The sequence below is a fragment of the Flavobacterium sp. LM4 genome, assembly GCF_002017935.1.
GTDB lineage: Bacteria > Bacteroidota > Bacteroidia > Flavobacteriales > Flavobacteriaceae > Flavobacterium > Flavobacterium chungangense.
In genome coordinates, this window is the sequence record NZ_MUFW01000001.1 from 958322 (window position 1) to 977108 (window position 18787).

General features: G+C 34.4%; 15 protein-coding genes and 1 tRNA gene. 7 read left to right on the plus strand and 9 right to left on the minus strand.

The features are described 5' to 3' along the window. Window positions 1-56: 56 nt before the first annotated feature. Complete coding sequence (locus BXU10_RS04385) at window positions 57-998, minus strand: LysR substrate-binding domain-containing protein (protein ID WP_031456285.1); 942 nt, start codon at window positions 996-998, stop codon at window positions 57-59. Between the two features lie 487 nt (window positions 999-1485). Between BXU10_RS04385 and BXU10_RS04390 the strand changes: the two genes are divergently transcribed. The 3 genes from BXU10_RS04390 (at window position 1486) to can (ending at window position 4259) form a co-directional block, all read left to right on the plus strand. After that, entirely contained in the window at window positions 1486-1770 is a 285-nt protein-coding gene (locus BXU10_RS04390; protein ID WP_031456284.1) for a hypothetical protein, read from the plus strand. A gap of 79 nt (window positions 1771-1849) precedes the next feature. Next, window positions 1850-3499, plus strand: coding sequence for a SulP family inorganic anion transporter (locus tag BXU10_RS04395; protein ID WP_078226270.1), 1650 nt, complete (start codon window positions 1850-1852; stop codon window positions 3497-3499). A gap of 121 nt (window positions 3500-3620) precedes the next feature. Next, window positions 3621-4259 (plus strand): carbonate dehydratase, encoded by a 639-nt coding sequence (gene can, locus BXU10_RS04400; protein ID WP_078226271.1) that lies wholly within the window; start codon window positions 3621-3623, stop codon window positions 4257-4259. A 32-nt stretch (window positions 4260-4291) separates the two neighbouring features. On the opposite strand, the gene BXU10_RS04405 is transcribed toward can, so the two are convergent. Both BXU10_RS04405 and BXU10_RS04410 read right to left on the minus strand, forming a co-directional pair. Then, a complete protein-coding gene (locus tag BXU10_RS04405; RefSeq protein WP_078226272.1) occupies window positions 4292-5494 on the minus strand; it encodes an LETM1-related biofilm-associated protein in 1203 nt (400 codons plus the stop codon). Between the two features lie 110 nt (window positions 5495-5604). Further along, on the minus strand, window positions 5605-6132 hold the full coding sequence (locus BXU10_RS04410) for a superoxide dismutase family protein (protein WP_078227912.1): 528 nt from the start codon (window positions 6130-6132) through the stop codon (window positions 5605-5607). Window positions 6133-6345: 213 nt separating this feature from the next. Here BXU10_RS04410 and BXU10_RS04415 point away from each other — a divergent pair, with 213 nt between their 5' ends. After that, a complete protein-coding gene (locus tag BXU10_RS04415) occupies window positions 6346-6780 on the plus strand; it encodes an META domain-containing protein (RefSeq protein ID WP_078226273.1) in 435 nt (144 codons plus the stop codon). A 30-nt stretch (window positions 6781-6810) separates the two neighbouring features. Next, window positions 6811-7335, plus strand: coding sequence for a DUF4251 domain-containing protein (locus BXU10_RS04420; RefSeq protein WP_078226274.1), 525 nt, complete (start codon window positions 6811-6813; stop codon window positions 7333-7335). A 111-nt stretch (window positions 7336-7446) separates the two neighbouring features. Here BXU10_RS04420 and BXU10_RS04425 read toward each other — a convergent pair whose 3' ends face one another. From BXU10_RS04425 to BXU10_RS04450, 6 genes are all read right to left on the minus strand, one after another. Continuing rightward, window positions 7447-9252, minus strand: coding sequence for an acyl-CoA dehydrogenase family protein (locus BXU10_RS04425; RefSeq protein ID WP_078226275.1), 1806 nt, complete (start codon window positions 9250-9252; stop codon window positions 7447-7449). A 185-nt stretch (window positions 9253-9437) separates the two neighbouring features. After that, entirely contained in the window at window positions 9438-10619 is a 1182-nt protein-coding gene (locus BXU10_RS04430; RefSeq protein WP_078226276.1) for an acetyl-CoA C-acyltransferase, read from the minus strand. A gap of 97 nt (window positions 10620-10716) precedes the next feature. Then, window positions 10717-13107, minus strand: coding sequence for a 3-hydroxyacyl-CoA dehydrogenase/enoyl-CoA hydratase family protein (locus BXU10_RS04435; protein WP_078226277.1), 2391 nt, complete (start codon window positions 13105-13107; stop codon window positions 10717-10719). A gap of 46 nt (window positions 13108-13153) precedes the next feature. Then, the gene (locus BXU10_RS04440) at window positions 13154-13639 is read right to left on the minus strand and encodes a MarR family winged helix-turn-helix transcriptional regulator (RefSeq protein ID WP_078226278.1); all 486 of its coding nucleotides are present in this window, start codon (window positions 13637-13639) and stop codon (window positions 13154-13156) included. A 229-nt stretch (window positions 13640-13868) separates the two neighbouring features. Continuing rightward, a complete protein-coding gene (locus BXU10_RS04445; protein ID WP_078226279.1) occupies window positions 13869-14897 on the minus strand; it encodes a YafY family protein in 1029 nt (342 codons plus the stop codon). 240 nt (window positions 14898-15137) lie between these two features. Then, window positions 15138-15761 (minus strand): hypothetical protein, encoded by a 624-nt coding sequence (locus tag BXU10_RS04450; protein WP_078226280.1) that lies wholly within the window; start codon window positions 15759-15761, stop codon window positions 15138-15140. Between the two features lie 285 nt (window positions 15762-16046). On the opposite strand from BXU10_RS04450, the gene BXU10_RS24880 reads away from it, so the two are divergent. Beyond that, window positions 16047-16163 (plus strand) — tRNA-OTHER (locus tag BXU10_RS24880). Between the two features lie 241 nt (window positions 16164-16404). After that, window positions 16405-18645, plus strand: coding sequence for a hypothetical protein (locus BXU10_RS04455; RefSeq protein ID WP_078226281.1), 2241 nt, complete (start codon window positions 16405-16407; stop codon window positions 18643-18645). Window positions 18646-18787 lie beyond the last annotated feature (142 nt).

The window sequence follows — 18787 nt, forward strand, 5'->3', positions numbered from 1 at the left end:
TTTACAGTTACGGATACGATTTTATATTTATAGCAAATGGAATAATTAAATGAATGTTATTTTTTTTGTAATGGACTAACAATTTGAACATTCTGAAAAACAATGGCCCCTTTTACGACACCTGCAATAGTGCTCCTTAAGGCATCAATGATTTGCATTTTTAATTCGCTTTTAGGATAAATTAAACTCACCTCACGTGCAGGTTTTGGTTCTTTGAAATTACGAAGTTTTAATTTATCGGAGTCCTTTAAATCCAGTGTGTGTAAGTACGGAAGTAATGTTGTGCCCAAACCTTCATCTGCTAATTTTATCAGTGTTTCAAAACTTCCGCTTTGAATCTGGAAATTGTTTTGATCAATATCAGTTCCATTTTTGCATAAATTTAAAATACCGTCCCTAAAACAGTGTCCATCTTGTAAAAGTAAGATTTCATTGATGTTTAAGTCAGAAACTTCTATTTCGTCTTTTTGAAAACTGGAATGGTGTTCAGGAATATAGGCTACAAAAGGTTCAAAATATAATACAATTTCTTTGATTTTTTCGTCTTCAAGCGGGGTTGCAGCAATAGCCGCATCCAAATGACCGTTTTTTAATTTTGTAATAATTTCATCGGTATTAAGCTCTTCAATCAAAAGCTTTACTTTTGGATATTTTTTTATAAAATTATTTAAAAACATAGGTAAAAGTGTAGGCATGATTGTTGGAATAATTCCTAAACGAAACTCACCGCCAATAAAACCTTTTTGCTGTTCGACAATATCCTGAATACGATTTGCCTCATTTACAATATTTTTTGCCTGATTTACAATTTTCTGACCAATATCTGTAAGCTGAATTGGTTTTTTGCTTCTGTCGAAAATTAAAATATTCAATTCTTCTTCAATTTTTTGAATCTGCATACTTAAAGTAGGCTGAGTCACGAAACATTTTTCTGCCGCTAATGTGAAATTTTTATGCTCGGCTACTGCTAAAACATATTGTAGTTGAGTTATAGTCATTTTAATAGTATTTTGTGATGCAAAAATAAGAAAATATAATTTTTCATTATAATTATTACAAGGAAGTTATTTTAGATTTGTAAAAATAATTGAAGAGTTGTATATCTATTCACAATTAAAAATAGATAGGATAGCCGAACGAGTTTTAACGATTTAAGGAGCTCCATTCATACTTTAGAAGATTAAATTTATCGTCAGGAAACACTTCAAATGACGAAAAAGCAGTTCAATTAATAAAATACATTCTTATCAGATTTGCTTAAAACTGAAAGAGAAATTTTGAATAAGTCAGGAAAAATTAGCGATGAAGGTACAAATTATATGATGAATGTCTGGCTGGAAGAAGAGTTTTAATATGTTGTTTATGAATTGTTTAAAAATATGAATAGTCAAATGTATATATTCAGCTTTTTTACAAATGTTAAATTTCTATAAAATTTTTAGCTTCATACTTTGATTTTATCTGTTAAAAGTTATTTTTGCTTGAATGAAACTAATCGCTCGCATATTATTATTCATATTCATTGCTTTTTTAGCAACGCCAACAGTTGTGACGTTGATGAAGAAGAGTAATGATACATCTATGTTTTTTAGTTTTTCTGAAGAAGAGCACTCACACAAAGAACTTAAGGCAGCCGTTTATCCGGTAATATTGCAACATGAAGTTGCAATACCTCTTTATATACAGAAAAAAACAATAGTGTCTGAAAATATTGTCAAACTAGACAATATTTCTCCTAGTATATTTGCACCACCTCCAAACTTAGTGTAATACTTCCGATTATTTTAAACTAACTGTATTTGTAGTAAATATAGTAGATCTTTAATGTATCAATTTTTAGTATTGTATTATGTCAAAAAAAATTAATCTTTTTGCTAACCTTAAATCTGATTTTGCTTCAGGTTTGGTGGTTTTCTTGGTCGCTCTTCCATTGTGTTTAGGTATTGCAATGGCTTCCGGTGCACCTTTGTTTTCTGGAATCATTGCAGGTGTTATTGGAGGTATTGTGGTAGGTTATTTAAGCCAGTCACATATTAGTGTTTCCGGACCAGCAGCTGGTTTAACAGCTATTGTTTTAACCGCCATCACTGATTTTGGTGCTTTCGATGTTTTTTTACTATCAGTTTTTATTGCAGGATTAATTCAATTAGCATTAGGGTTTTTAAAAGCCGGAAGTATATCGAATTATTTTCCAACCAATGTAATTGAAGGAATGCTTGCCGGTATCGGTATTATTATTATTCTAAAACAAATACCGCACGCATTTGGTTACGATTCAGATTTTGAAGGAGATCAGGCTTTCATTCAAAATGATGGAAGCAATTCATTTTCTTTTCTATTTGATGTTGTTAATCACATTCAATTAGGTGCTGTAGTAATTTCATTAATTTCGCTTGTAGTTTTAATTTCCTGGGATAAAGTCCCATTTTTAAAGAGATTAAAATTAGTACCAGGCGCCTTGGTAGCTGTTATTCTGGGGGTTTTATTAAATGAATTCTTTATATCGTCAGGAAGCTCGCTTGCAATTGCAAAAGAACATTTAGTTTCGTTACCGGTTCCAAAATCTTTTGATGATTTTAAGTCCATTATTATCACGCCAAATTTTAGCGCAGTTACAAATCCTCAAGTTTGGGTCGTAGCCATTACAATTGCCATTGTAGCTTCTATCGAAACGTTGTTGTGTATTGAAGCTTCTGACAGAATGGATGTTCAAAAGCGCTATACAGATACAAATGTAGAATTAAGAGCTCAGGGTGTTGGTAATATGTTAAGTTCCCTTTTAGGAGGATTGCCAATGACATCTGTAGTTGTGAGATCATCTGCAAATAATAATGCTGGAGCAAAATCAAAAATGTCTTCAATTATTCACGGTGTACTTTTATTAATTAGTGTTTTGTCTATTCCGGCAATATTAAATAAAATTCCATTGGCAACATTAGCTACAGTTTTGATTTTGGTAGGATATAAATTAGCAAAACCTGCTACATTTTTACATTTCTGGCATAAAGGAAAATATCAGTTTATTCCCTTTATTGCAACCTTGGTATTTGTTGTTGCGACAGATTTACTAAAAGGTGTGGCGTTGGGAATTATCATCAGTATCATTTTTGTATTGAGAGGTAACTTAAAAAGAGCTTATATCTTCAAGAAAGAAGAATACGAAGATGGAGACATTATTCACATCGACTTGGCTCAGGAAGTATCATTTTTGAATAAAGCTGCTATAAAACAAACATTAAGTGAAATTCCTGAAAACTCTAAAGTTATCATCAATGCACATGATACAGAATATATTGCCCATGATGTATTGGATTTAATCAGAGAATTTAAAGAAACTCGTGCTATTGATGAAAATATCAAGGTAAAACTGAAAGGTTTTAAAGAAGCTTACGAATTAGAAAATACTCCGGATAATAATAATCATGTTTCTATTGAACATTATTATGATGTAGCAAAGAGAGTATTAGTAAAAAAAGAAGAAGCAAAAGAAAAATTTTAAAACAAAATAAATAATTAATGTATTTCTAAAAGAGTGTGGAATCTTAAATTTAGGTAACTTTACATGAGTTCTTTTGTAATCGTTATCACAGAGAAATACCATTCAAAAAAAATAAAAAACAATGATAGAGTTTTATAAACAAATACTTGAAAACAATAAAAAATGGGTTGAAAATTCATTAGCAAAAGATCCTAATTATTTCGCAGATTTAGCAAAAGGACAAACCCCACCATTGTTATGGATAGGTTGTTCTGACAGTCGTGTTCCTGCTAATGAAATTATTGGAGCAAAGCCAGGTGAGGTTTTTGTACACCGAAATATTGCCAATATGGTCGTACACTCAGATATGAATATGTTAAGTGTTCTGGATTATGCGGTAAATGTTTTAAAAGTAAAGCATGTAATTGTGTGTGGACATTATGGCTGTGGAGGTGTAAAAGCAGCAATGGGCAACCAATCTGTTGGAATTATCGATAACTGGATTCGTCATATTAAAGATGAGTATCGTTTGCACGATAAATATTTAAATTCAATCGAAGATGAAACAGAACGTTTCAATACTTTTGTTGAAATTAATGCCAAAGAACAAGTTTACAATTTAGCAAAAACATCAATCGTGCAGGGAGCTTGGCAAAACGGCCAGGATTTAATGCTTCACGGATGGGTTTACGGATTAAATTCAGGTTTTGTAACAGATTTAAATGTAAATATCAGTTCGAATTCTGAACTTGATGAAGTTTATCAACTGAATAATCTATAAAATAAAAAATCGCCTCAAAAGGGCGATTTTTTTTATTCATTCTCGTCCAGGTTTTCATTAAAAGCAGAAGGTAACATCGTTGGAATAAACTTTATTAAAATCGGCAATAACAAACTTCCGCCGGGAAGTAAAAAAATGGTAAGTGACGGAATCGTTTTACAGATATCCAAAAGCTGTTTTTTTACTTTTTTCTTTTCTTTGGCATCCAGATCTCTTGTTGTAGAGTACGCCAAAAGAACCATTAATTCTTTACTTTGAACAATTTCCTTAACCAGTCTGTTTTTATTTCGGATAATTAGTTTTACAACTGTGTGTGTCATCTGGTCGTAAAAGTGTTTTACCGGATTAGAATAATTAAAATATGGAATTTTCTTTTTGTGCGTTGTGATGAATAAATTGGTTGTAGCAATACTTTGAGTTACGAAATCATCAGAAACTTTCATCATTGATCCTAACGAATATAAAAAGTAAGCTTCTTCATTTTCAACCACGCCGTCGCTCCATAAAGCCATTCCGGCCATATCGATTAAATAATAATGCTCTAATTTATTATCGAAATAACTTAGGGTTAAAGTTTCTAAAGTATCAACAGTAACTTTTGAAAATTTTGAGTACCGTATAGAAGCTTCAAAAAGTTTAATTAATAAGTCGTCGTGTTGAGATTTTACTGTTTTAGTTTTTAATGCTAATCCTACAATTCCAAGTACAGCTTCTTCAATTCGCTTGAGATATTTCTCCGGAATTACGCCATGTTCTAAATATTGTCTAAAAGCCAGTACATCTATAAATAATAAAGCATTGGTTACAAGATGTGAGAAGTTTTTACTAATGATACTGTCATTGGTTTGAACTCTTTGATCAATTATATTTTCTAATGATAATGATGGAGTGTCTTTTGGTAGCAAAATTTTAAACAAACTAAACCCTTCGGGATTCATTTCTTTATAAAATTTTAGAACTTCAGAAATAAAGTTATTCGGCTCTGAATTTCTTTTTTCAAGACAAAAAACATGATATAATGTATTTAATAAAGCAATTTTAGAAATCTCGGTTTTAAACCAGCCTTTTATAGGAATTGGGATTTGAGAATCAATAGAGATAATATGCCCATAGATAAAGCCTGTTTCTCTAACCTTATAGTAAAACGAGTCAGTAGTCTCAAAAGGAATAGCTTCTGAGAATTTTTGTTCACTAAAAAATTTGTCTATCCAGCCGGGTGCCGATGGGTTAATCATTAACTTGATTTTGAGGATACAAAGCTATATCTTTTTCTTGTGTTTAAGATTAGTTTTATATGAAATAACCACTAGATTTTGTAAAAAAATAGTGGTTATTAAATTTTTTATTATTTAATTATCCCCGCACAGGCAACGCGACCACCTGCATTACCTGTAGGCTGTGTAGTAAAATCATCAGCTCCCTGATGAACAATTAATCCCTTTCCTAAAATATTTTTAGTTTCATCATCACCACCAATAGACCATTCATCAGTAGTCATGGTTATAGTTCCGTTTCCATTAGCATCTGCTGTAAAATTACCAATGTCGCCTTTATGATATTCGCCAACTCCCCATTTTCCATGTTTTTTGAAAGTTGGATTCCAGTGTCCACCGGCAGAACTTCCGTCAGCAGCAGTGCAATCTGATTTTTCGTGAATGTGAATGGCATGAACACCCGGCTGTAAACCCGCTATTTTTGCTGTAAAAGTTACTTTGCCATTTTTTTCTGTAAATGTTGCGGTTCCTGTGACTTTACTATTGCTTTTTGGCTCTAAAGTTACAGTCAGCGTTTTAGCATCATTTGATTTTGTACTGGTCTTACAACCAATTATTAAGGCAGTAATTATTGCGAACGAAACAATTATTTTTTTCATATGTGTGGCATTTAAATTAATGATAAGTAAATTTAGCATAAAACATAAGATATTCTTTAAGTATTTACGTTAAAAAAATCCAAAACTATTCGATGTTATTTAATTAACTTTAAACATAAAGCTTAAAAAGATTGCTTAAATTAGTATTTGTTTTTAACGAAAAAAATAGGCTTCAACTGTTTTTTAATTGTTGATTTTTAAAATTTTAATATTATGATAAAGAATGTTTTTATCCTTTTTTTTGTTGGTTTTCTGTTAATTTCCTGTAATGTTTTTAAGTGTAAAAAAAAGGATGTCGTTTATAAACTGGAAGGGAATTGGGAACTTATTTATATCACTGGACCAAGAATTGCTTTTGAGGGTTTATATCCGGATAAAAAACCTACAATAAATTTCAATACTAAAGAAAATTTGGTTTCGGGTAATAACAGCTGTAATTCTTATACAGGCCAACTTAATGCATCTGAAAACAAAATTAATTTTCAGGAGCCTATGGTTATAACCAAAATGATGTGTATAGATGGGCAGGGCGAACAGGTTTTTATGAGTACTTTGTCTAAAGTAACTTCCTATACTATTACGGATGATGGAAGAACTTTAAATTTTATTTCTGGTAATATTGAAACGATACGATTCACAAAAAGATAAAACCTCCTTTCTTAAACTAAAATATAATTTATGAAAACTAAAGTATTTGTTTTATTAGTCATATGCTCTTTTTTAATTTTTCCCGTATTGGCACAGGAAAAATCTAAAAAAGCACTTAAAGCAGAAAAAGAATTACAGAAACAAAAAGAAATTAAAGGTCTTATTGATTCTAAAAATTTTGTTTTTGAGGCACAAAAAGTCATACCTCAAGGAGGTGGACTTTTAAATTTAGATTATAATACTTATTTTTTAAAATTCAGCGAAACCAGGACAACTTGCGATTTGCCATTTTTTGGACGTGCATTTAGCGTACCTTATGGAGGAGGTGATGGCGGTGTAAAATTTGAAGGCATTCCTGAGGGTATACAAATTGAAAAAAAGAAAAAATCCTATAATATAAAAGCAACTGTAAAAGGTAAGGATGATGTTTACAATCTTTTTATGATTGTTTTTTTTGATGGGGGTGCATCTCTTTCAGTTAATAGTAATAACAGGGCATCAATTTCTTATGATGGAGAAATTGAGTTCCCAAAGCCGGACGAAGTTAAAAAATAGTGGCGTAGTTCATTATCCTAAATTCTCTAATGTATACAAAATAAAAAATCCGCATTTGTTTCGGGACAAATGCGGATTTAACAAATTAAAAGCTAAAAAACTATTTTTAAATTAGAAGCAATATGAATTTTCTGCCACTAATTTTTCTGCAATTTTTTCTCTCAATGCCACAACGTTTGGCAGGTTGGTATATTTTGTAAAACGTTTTAATCCCATTAACATCATGCGTTGCTCATCGCCTTCAGAGAATGAAGCGATTCCTTCTTTTCCTCTTGAGTTTACAATATCTACAGCTTTGTATAAGTATAATTTTGCCATAGCGATTTGCTCTTGTACTTTATCTTCTCCTTGAGATTTTGCTAATTTCTCCGTTCTCAAAATTGTACTTTCGGCCATATAAATTTCGATTAAGATATCAGAAGCAGCCATTAATAACTGTTGGTGAGAATCTAAATCCGGACCATATTTTTGAACAGCGCTACCGGCAACCATCAGAAAAACTTTTTTCAGGTTAGCCACGATTCCTTTTTCTTCTGCAAATAATTCAGAGAAATCCGGAGTATCAAAAGAAGGGATTCCCATTAATTCTTCCTGAACTTTCATTGCAGGTCCAAGTAAATCAACGTGACCTTTCATTGCTTTTTTGATCAGCATACCTACCGAAAGCATTCTGTTTATTTCGTTCGTACCTTCATAAATACGAGCAATACGGGCATCTCTCCACGCACTTTCCATTGGAGTATCTTCAGAGAATCCCATTCCACCGAAAATCTGAATTCCTTCATCAGCACAATTCTGAACATCTTCAGAAACTGCTACTTTCAGGATAGAACACTCAATAGCATATTCTTCAACACCTTTTAATTCAGCTTCTTGGTGAGAAGTTCCTTCTGCTTCACGAGCAGCGATTCTGTCTTCGATGTCTTTTGCAGCACGGTAAGAAGCACTTTCTCCGGCGTAAGCACTAGTTGCCATTTCAGCCAATTTAGAACGGATAGCTCCAAAGCTTGCAATAGCAGTATTAAACTGAATTCTTTCATTAGCATATTTTACAGCTCCGGAAGTAACTCTTCTTTGTGCATCTAAACAAGCAGCAGCCAATTTAATACGACCAACGTTCAATGCATTCATCGCGATTTTGAAACCGTTTCCTCTTTCAGAAAGCATGTTTTCAACCGGAACTTTCGTTTCGTTAAAGAAAACCTGACGCGTAGAAGAAGCACGGATTCCTAATTTATGCTCTTCTTCATTCATAGAAATTCCGTTTGACGGATCGTTTTCTACGATGAAACCAGTAATATTTTTATCATCTCCAATGCGGGCAAAAACGATGAAAACGCTGCAGAAACCTGCATTCGAAATCCACATTTTTTGTCCTGTAATTTTGTAATGCGTTCCATCTTCAGATAAAACTGCTTTTGTTTTTCCTGAGTTAGCATCAGATCCTGCGCCTGGTTCAGTCAAGCAATAAGCTCCAAACCATTCTCCTGAAGCTAATTTTGGAACGTATTTTTTCTTTTGTTCTTCAGTACCATAAAGGGTAATTGGCATAGTTCCAATTCCAGTATGTGCACCAAAAGCAGTTGAGAAAGATCCTGTAGCACCAGAAATATAATCGCAAACTAACATTGTAGATACGAATCCCATTCCTAATCCACCGTATTCTTCAGGAACTGCAACTCCAAGAAGTCCTAGTTCACCTGCTTTACGCATGCTTTCTTCAGTAAATGCGTAATCTTTTTTCTCAAAACGATTTTTGTTAGGCCAGATTTCTTTGTCTACAAACTCTTTAACAGAGTCACGCATCATTAACTGCTCTTCCGAAAAATCTTCTGGTGTAAAGACATCTTCGCACTTTGTTTCTTTAACTAAAAACTGACCACCACGGGTTACGTTTTTTTCGATTGTATCTGCCATTGCTTTTGTTTTTTGTATGTTTTTTTATTTTATAACCTTATATAATTTAGTATTTCCGGCTTTTTTGTCATTCCGACGAAGGAGGAATCTCCGTAAGTAGCTCCACAACGATTGATAAACTATGCGGATAATTATCGCGGAGATTCCTCCTTCGTCGGAATGACAAATAGGAGCGAATACTTTGTTTACAAAACCTCGTAAATCCCTGCGCTTCCCTGTCCGGTTCCCACACACATACTCACGATTCCGTATTTACTGCCTCTGCGTTTCATTTCATCGAATAACTGAACAGAAAGTTTAGCCCCTGTACATCCCAGCGGGTGTCCTAATGCGATTGCGCCACCGTTTACATTTACGATATCAGGATTTAAACCTAGTTCGCGAATTACAGCCAAAGACTGTGAAGCAAATGCTTCGTTTAATTCAACCAATTCAATATCTTTCAATTCTAAACCTGCTTGTTTCAAAGCTTTCGGAATTGCTTTTACCGGACCAATACCCATGATTCTTGGTTCAACGCCAGATGAAGCAAAATTTACTAATCTGGCAATTGGCTCAAGGTTTAATTCTTTAACCATGTCCTCACTCATGATTAAAACAAAAGCAGCACCGTCACTCATTTGTGATGAGTTACCTGCTGTAACGCTTCCATCGGCAGCAAAAACAGGTTTTAAACCCGCCAAAGCAGCAACAGAAGTTCCGGCTCTTGGACCTTCGTCTTGTTTTACAATGTAAGACTTAGTTTCTTTTTTTCCATTTTCATTGATGAAAGTCTGATCAACAGTAATCGGAACGATTTGTTTGTCGAATTTTCCTTCCGCTTGCGCTTTCAAGGCTTTCATATGAGAGTTATAAGCAAACTCATCCTGATCTTCTCTTGAAATTTTATATTGATTGGCAACTGCTTCTGCAGTTAAACCCATTCCCCAATAGTAATCTTCGTGACCTGCAGCGGCAACTTTATAATCCGGAGTTGGTTTGTAACCTCCCATCGGAATAAAACTCATACTTTCTGCACCACCTGCAATGATACAATCTGCCATTCCTGACTGGATTTTAGCAGTCGCCATTCCGATAGTTTCTAATCCGGATGCGCAGTAACGGTTTACAGTAACTCCGGGAACATCTTCTACTTTTAATCCCATCAAAGAGATCAAACGGCCAACGTTCAAACCTTGTTCTGCTTCCGGCATGGCGTTTCCTACCATAACGTCGTCGATACGTTTTTTGTCAAAATCTGGCAGTTCATCCATCATAAACTGAATGGTTTCTGCGGCTAATTCATCAGGTCTTTTAAATCTAAAAACACCTTTTGGAGCTTTTCCAACTGCTGTTCTATATGCTTTAACGATATATGCTGTTTTCATTTGTTTTGTTTTTTTAAGATTTATTAGAGGAAAGAGGTAAGAGGCAAGAGAAAAGACAAAACTTTGTTTTGAAGTCTTGCTTCTTTCATCTTATTATCTAATTACGAAGCGGTTTTCCTTTAGTTAACATATATTGAATACGCTCCAGAGTTTTTCTTTCTGTACATAAACTCAGGAAAGCTTCACGTTCGATATCTAGTAAATACTGTTCAGATACTAAAGTAGCTTCCGATAAATCACCTCCGGCCATAACGTAAGCCAGTTTGTTTGCGATTTTCTTGTCGTGTTCAGAGATGTATTTTCCAGCTTCCATTTGATCGGTTCCCACTAAGAACATCCCTAATGCTTGTTTTCCTAATACTTTCACATCAGTTCTTCTGATAGGTTGTGTATAGCCTGCTTCTGCCATTAACAAAGCATGTTTTTTAGCTTCAGCGATCTGACGATCTTTATTTACCACGATAATATCTTTACCATGTTGCAAAAGTCCTGTATCAAAAGCTTCGTAGCCTGAAGTAGATACTTTTGCCATTGCGATGGTTAAGAAATACTCCTGAAGAACATTCAGTTCCACATCATTTTTACGGAAAAGATCTGAAGCTCTTAAAGCCATTTCTTTAGAACCACCACCACCAGGAAGTACACCAACACCAAATTCAACTAATCCCATGTAGGTTTCTGCAGCAGCTACTACTTTATCAGCGTGTAAACTCATTTCGCATCCACCTCCAAAAGTCATTCCGTGAGGAGCAACTACAACTGGAATAGAAGAATAACGAACGCGCATCATGGTGTCCTGGAACAATTTGATTGCCATGTTTAATTCGTCATATTCCTGCTCAACTGCCATCATGAAAATCATCCCAATATTAGCTCCAACAGAGAAGTTCGCTGCCTGGTTACCAATAACTAAACCTTGATATTCTTTTTCAGATAAGTCGATTGCTTTATTGATCGCCTGAAGTACATCGCCGCCAATGGTATTCATTTTAGATTGGAATTCTAAGTTCAAAATTCCGTCTCCTAAATCCTGAATAATTGCACCACTATTGCTCCAAACTTTTTTACTTTCGCGAATGTTGTTCAGAATAATAAAGGAATCTTGTCCAGGAACTTTAACTTGAGATTTTGTTGGGATATTATAGAAATAAGAAGCACCTTCTTTTACAGTATAGAAACTGTCACTTCCGGAAGCTAACATTTCAGTAACCCACGCAGCTGGCTCTAAACCTTCTGCTTTCATGATTTCGATTCCGTTGGCAACGCCAATAGCGTCCCAAATTTCGAATGGACCATTTTCCCATCCAAAACCGGCTTTCATCGCATCATCAATTTTGTATAATTCGTCTGAGATTTCAGGAATTCTGTTGGATACATAAGCAAACATTCCAGAGAAACTCTTGCGGTAGAATTCACCCGCTTTGTCTTTTCCTTTCACTAAAACTTTAAAACGATTGATTGGTTTATCAATAGTTTTTGTTAGTTCAAGCGTTGCAAAATTTGCTTTTTTAGCAGCGCGGTATTCTAATGTATCTAAGTCTAAAGAAAGAATATCTTTATCTACTTTTTTATAAAAACCCTGACCTGTTTTGCTTCCTAACCATTTATTTTCCATCATTTTGTTGACGAAATCAGGAAGTTTAAACAATTCGTGTTGCTCGTCGTTCGGGCAGTTTTCATAAATACCGTTGGCAACGTGTACCAAAGTATCCAAACCAACCACGTCAACAGTACGGAAAGTAGCTGATTTTGGACGCCCGATTACAGGACCAGTCAATTTATCCACTTCTTCGATTGTTAATCCCATTTCTTTTACTAAGTGGAACAAACTCTGGATTCCGTAAATGCCAATTCTGTTTCCAATAAACGCCGGAGTATCTTTAGCAACAACAGATGTTTTTCCTAAAAATTTAGAACCGTATTCGTTTAAGAAATCCAATACTTCAGTTGCCGTTTTTGGACCAGGAATAATTTCAAATAATTTTAAGTAACGCGCAGGGTTAAAAAAGTGAGTTCCGCAGAAGTGTTGCTGAAAATCTTCGCTTCTTCCTTCACTCATAAAGTGAATTGGAATACCGGAAGTGTTTGAAGTAACTAAAGTTCCCGGTTTACGGAATTTCTCGATTTGTTCAAAAACTAATTTCTTAATGTCTAAACGCTCTACAACAACCTCGATAATCCAGTCAACATTGGCAATTTTTGCCATATCATCAGTTGTATTTCCAGTCGTGATTCGGTTTGCGAATTTCTGACTGTAAATAGGAGAGGGTTTTGATTTTAATGAATTCGCCAAATGCTCGTTTACCACACGGTTGCGAACGGCTTTACTTTCAAGCGTTAATCCTTTTTTAGTTTCAGCTTCTGTCAATTCGCGGGGTACGATGTCAAGCAGTAAAACTTCAACACCAATGTTGGCAAAATGACAAGCTATTCCTGAACCCATAATTCCGGATCCGATTACAGCGACTTTTTTAATTGTGCGTTTCATATTTGATATTTTGTTTTTTTATTTTGAATTTCCTCAATAATTAAGGTTATTCTTTTTCTGTATTTTCTGTTTGTTTCGCCAGTTCGCTGGCGCTCGTGTGATTAAATATGTTTTTGTCCTGAATCAATTCGTTGATGATTTCCGAAACTTCTATAAAATGCTTAAGCTTCTCATCTGAAACATGCTTTCGAACCGTTTCATTAAATTTCAGAACTGTATTTTTAGATAACTCTCTTTTTTCTTTTCCAAATTCGGTCAGGTAAATCAAAACTCCTCTTCCGTCACTTGGATTTTTCTTTCGAACAATCAAACCCTTGTCTTCCATAGATTTTAATGTTCTGGTCAGGCTGGTAGCTTCCATGCCCATTCTTGGTCCCAAAGCTGTTGATGGAGTTCCTTCTTCTTTATCTATACTTAAAAGTGCAAAACCCGTTGCCATTGTAGCGTCATATTTAGCAGCTTCCTCATTATACATTCGGGAAACGGCCTGCCAGGTGGCTCTTAAAATATAATCTATTGTTTTATCTTTCATAAATAACGATATCGATTTCAAATATAATCAAAAAATACTATGCATGCATATTATTTTTTCATAAATTTTAGGTTAATTAGAAAATGTCTTTGAATTAGTGTGTTTTTTGGATTCTTTTTAATTGAAATATACTATTCTTTTTTTATGTTTTAAAGAATTTACCGCTTCAAAAAATAGCATTATGATAAAAAGTTACAAAGCAATATTATTGTGTAGATAAAATCCTGCTTCAGGGCATTGAATCTTGTTCATCATATTTCGTCAATGCTTTTTGAAGTATTTCCTTCATTCGTTTTCTGAAACCTTCCGGGCGCAAAATTTCGATTCCGCAGCCGAATCCTAATAGTAAACGCTCCATTTCGTAATTCGGAATAATAAACAAATGAATAATAATACTCTTGTCCTCATTTTCCTGAATCAGTCTTTGTGTAGGATGCAAAGGCTTTGTCAGGACATAAGGAGCATTTTCAGCATCAATCCAAAGCTCAATGCGTCTGGGCTGCAAACCTGAATTTACTGTAACGCCAATCACATTTTTATAATACGATTCGGCATCAAAATCTTCTTCCAAATACGGAAGGTTAAAATCATAATCAATCGAAATGATTCTGTCCAGAGCCAAGTTGGTAATAGGCTGTGATTTTTTCTTCTTCCCAATTAAAAACCAGCGATTATTAAATTCCTTCAAAATAAAAGGATGAAAATGAAATCTGGTTTCGTCTCGCGATTTAAAAGATTTATAGGTAATAATCAGAACCATTTTCTTGATAATCGCCTGATATATTTCATCTAAATAATGAAGGCCTTTGAGTTTTTCATTTTTATCCAGATAAATAACCGGTTTGGTGTGTGATTTTTCGGCATAGATTTTATCCTCCAGTCGCTGTAAAATATCCGATACGTCATTAAACAAAGAGAAATCTTTAAATTGTTTCAGCATCGAAACCGTTTCTGTCAAGACATTCATATCCGTTTCTGTCAGCGGAATATCGGTTATCGTAAAATCTTCATCTTCATATTTATAATATTTTTTATCGTAAACTACAATTGGCGCATTATAACCCAATTTTTCACTTCGCATCAGCTGAATATCCATCTGAATGGTTCTTTTACTGATTGGAATTTGCCGGCCTTCATATTCTTCCAAAGCCTGGGAGCAGCACTCGATTAAATCCTTCAAGGTCCATTGCCTGTATTTATTCTGCAGACATTTGTCAATTGTTTTATACCGAATTAAGGCGTTTTTGTTTTGTGACATGGTTGTGTGTTTTTGCTCGCAAAGTCGCAAAGTCGCAAAGTTTTTTTAGCCACAGATTAAAACGATTAAAATGATTTTGCTCATTTTGTGTCATTTCGACGAAGGAGAAATCTTCGCAAGTAACTCCGCAACGAGAGTCCAATCTTCATGGAGCTTCTCGTGGAGATTTCTCCTTCGTCGAAATGACAAATAATACGTTGTTGCTTTAATAAAAACTTTGCGACTTCCGACTTTGCGAGATTATTTTTTACCTTCTAAAATGCTTATCTCTTTTTCAATATTAGTTCTGGCTTTCTCTTCATATAAACTTCTAAAGTGTTCCGTTTGAAAAATAAATTCATTCTCCAGAAAATGTTTCAAAGCTTTTGCCCGTCCCGGTTTATAAAGAAAATCAGGATAAATCCGGTATTCTTTTCGAATTTGTTCAAAATAGATTTTATAATCCTCCCAGTCTTTAGCCAGAATTTTCAAATCAAAATCAATTAACCAGTTTATATCTTCAATTGCGTTTTGCTGATGCTGTTGTGTTGCGCAGATGGCATCAAAAACTAATTGTTTATTTAGATTGACATTTTCAGGTAAAATCGACAAAGCATACTCAGCACTTTTGAGTTCGTTATCTTTTTTGGAAGCCGAATACACAAAATCGTGATAAAAAATAGAAAATAATATTTCGTTTGGGTTTTCAAGTTTATCCCGATACGTTTCAAAACCCTCTATCATTTCTTTTAAATGCGTGAGATTATGATAATGCCTTGATTTCTTGGAATATGCTTTTTCTAAATCCAGCCAGTTTAACTGAATTTCATTCACTGAAAAACCAATATTCGAGAGTAATTCAGAATAAATTTCTTTTAAATTCATCTTGTTTTTTACTCAAATTTAAAATTCTTTTTTTACTGCGCAAAATAATTGCGTAGTGGTTTTAAAATCTTTGTTCAGGAAATAAAACAAATAGTATTTCTAAAAAATAAAACAAAAATTTCATTACGCAGAATAATTGCGTACTAGTTTAGAAATCTTTGTTCAGAAATAAAAACAAACGTTCATACAAATAAAATATAGAATAAAACAGGTCAAGTTTGAGTTACTTCGAAAACACTTTCCAATGTACACACTTACACCATTACCTTTTTATTCAATTCTCATGAAGCAGTAGCTCAGCGGTAGAGCAGGTAGTTTTGAAATTATCCTTAAAGGGTCAATCCAAACTTACTTCGTACACTTCTAATGTCCGTGTCGTGGGTTCGAATCCCATCTGCTTCACATTAATGGTCAATTAAAACTTACTTCTGGAAATTGGTTTTTCCGGTTCGAGTCCGGCAAGTTTTAAAATCATCATTAATAAAAGACGAGGGTCAAGATTAACTTACTTCTTTGGGGAAACCCACCAGATAAAATAGTTCATCAATTACACTCGAATTTAAGGTCAAGTGCTTCTTACTTCAAACACTCTTTTAGGTAGAACTCAGAAGCACTATTATCTAAATTTTAAAAATTAAAAAAAATGAAAACAAGAGAATTATTAAAAATCAGTTTGCGTCAGAACGCTATTTTCATTCCATCAGAAATGATTACGAATGATGTTAAAAATTTATCAGGAACAACATCCGTTTTGTTAGCCAATGTTTCAAAACTTGGATTTACATTTTCTGAAACTTTGCTTCGCGCTTTAAACAACGTAAGCCCGAATTATAAAATCGAGGTTTTAGAAGTTTTGAGAGAAGTCTTAGGAACAGATAAAAACTGGACGCCATTGGTAAAAGAATGGAACGTTCCAACAGGCGAATCTGTTGTAGATCATATCATCACGTTTTTCGGAAATGTTTTTAAAACTAAAAACGGAACAACTTTACAATGTGGACATATTATCCCTGATAATACTTTTCCGTTAGCAAGATATAACGGTTGCCCGTTCTGCGGAACTCCATTTGAATTTGGAAAACTGGAAAATATCGGTCAAGGAAGCAAATTGAAAATGCTTGAATTATGGTCAGAAAGAGATTTAAATAATTTCTATATATCCTTATTGCAATCTAAAACCGCTTTAGACGCTACTCAGGTAGATAGTTTAAAAATGGTAATGCAATATTTTCCTTTGCCAAAAACTGAAATAGCAATGAAGGAAACTTTAATGCTGGTTATCGATCTTTTGATTGAAAATGGCACTGAAGATATGGCTTCACAGTTTTTGAAAACGCCAACAGATATCTTACGTTATTTATGGTATAAAAATACCGGAATGCTGCAGATTATCGAACCAAAAACGATTATCAAAAGAGCCACTAAAAACGGTCAGCATTTTCATAATTCATTAGATACAAGTGCACAGGCCAGAATTGCATCTAAAAAAGATTTGAAACTAAAATATTCCCGAAAAGAATGTTTGATGGTAGCAAATTGGTTAAATAATATGAATTTGGATGTAGAAGCAATGTGCGAGATCATGCATCCAAAAAGAGGAATGTGGGTTCGTTTTATCCGAGCGTTGCGTTTGGCAGAATACAGCAAAAGAAAAGGATTTGAGAAATTGAATTTTTTAATGGATGTATTCTACAACCAGATGTACGATGTTTGGCAAAGCAAAGTGAATTCGTCAAGATTGAAATTTGATGCCGATAAGACATTTGCCTTATTGAAACAGCGTCCGGGTTTATTTGCACGTTCGTTATTCTCTAATATGCTTTGGTTTGGAGCCGATGAAACTATTGCCCATTTCGAAGAAATCATCGATAAAGTTCCGGCAAGACTGGTGTTTACATTAAACATGTATGCGCAGAATTACTTTGATGTAAACATGCAGAGAAGTGTGAAACCTTTGGGCGGAACAAACAAAAGAATTGCGTCAAATCAGTTGTTGAAGTTATATGATGATGCTCAGTTGGATACAATGAAAACTCAAATTGAAGACCTGACTATTTTGGCAATGAAAAAACGATTTGCGTCGGTTTCAAACCCAAACAAAACGATCTATATTGATCCGCAATTGTACAATATGCCAGTTTCGGTTGGTGATAGAAGCGAAACCATTCAGGATCTGCCGGTTGCTTTAATGGGAACACGTTTTCCAATCGAAGGAAATGAAGTGCGATTGTTTATGCAATGGGGTAAAGATTTGCCAGCGCAGCATTTAGATATGGATTTAAGCTGTCATATCGCGTACGAAGACCGTTCAGATATTTGTTCTTTCAGCAGATTGACAACAACGGGCTGTCAGCATAGTGGTGATATCAGAAGTATTCCGAATAAAATTGGAACGGCTGAATATATCAACATTAATATCGACCAATTGGCGAAAGCCAAGGCAAAATTTGTAACTTTTACTTGCAATGCGTACAGCAACGGAAGTATAACTCCAAATTTGGTTGTAGGTTGGATGAATAGTAAATATCCGATGAAAATTTCAGAACGAACTGGTGTTGCCTACGATCCGTCGTGTGTTGATCATCAGGTTCGTGTGACACAGAATGTTGCCAAGGGTTTGGTTTTTGGAGTGTTGGATGTAGCCAAAAGAGAAATCGTTTGGTTAGAGATGACTTTCGGAGGTCAGGTTGTTGGAGGTTTGGATTTTAAAGGAGTTCAGGCTTTATTGGCAAAATTGACCAGCAAATTGAATATTGGTAATTTATTACAGCTTAAAGCGGAAGCTCAAGGCTTAACAATTACCAAAAATGAAATGGCTGATGAGGTGTACACAGCGCAATGGACTATGAATCCGGCGGTTGTGACGCAATTATTGATTGACTAAGTCAAAGTAATAAAGTGAAAAGGTTTGTAGAGGCGCACTGCTGTGCGTCTCCGCAAAGTTTTTCTTCAGATTATAAGGATTAAATGCATTTTCTTGTTTTATGTCATTTCGACGTAAGGAGAAATCTCCGAAAGTAGCTCCG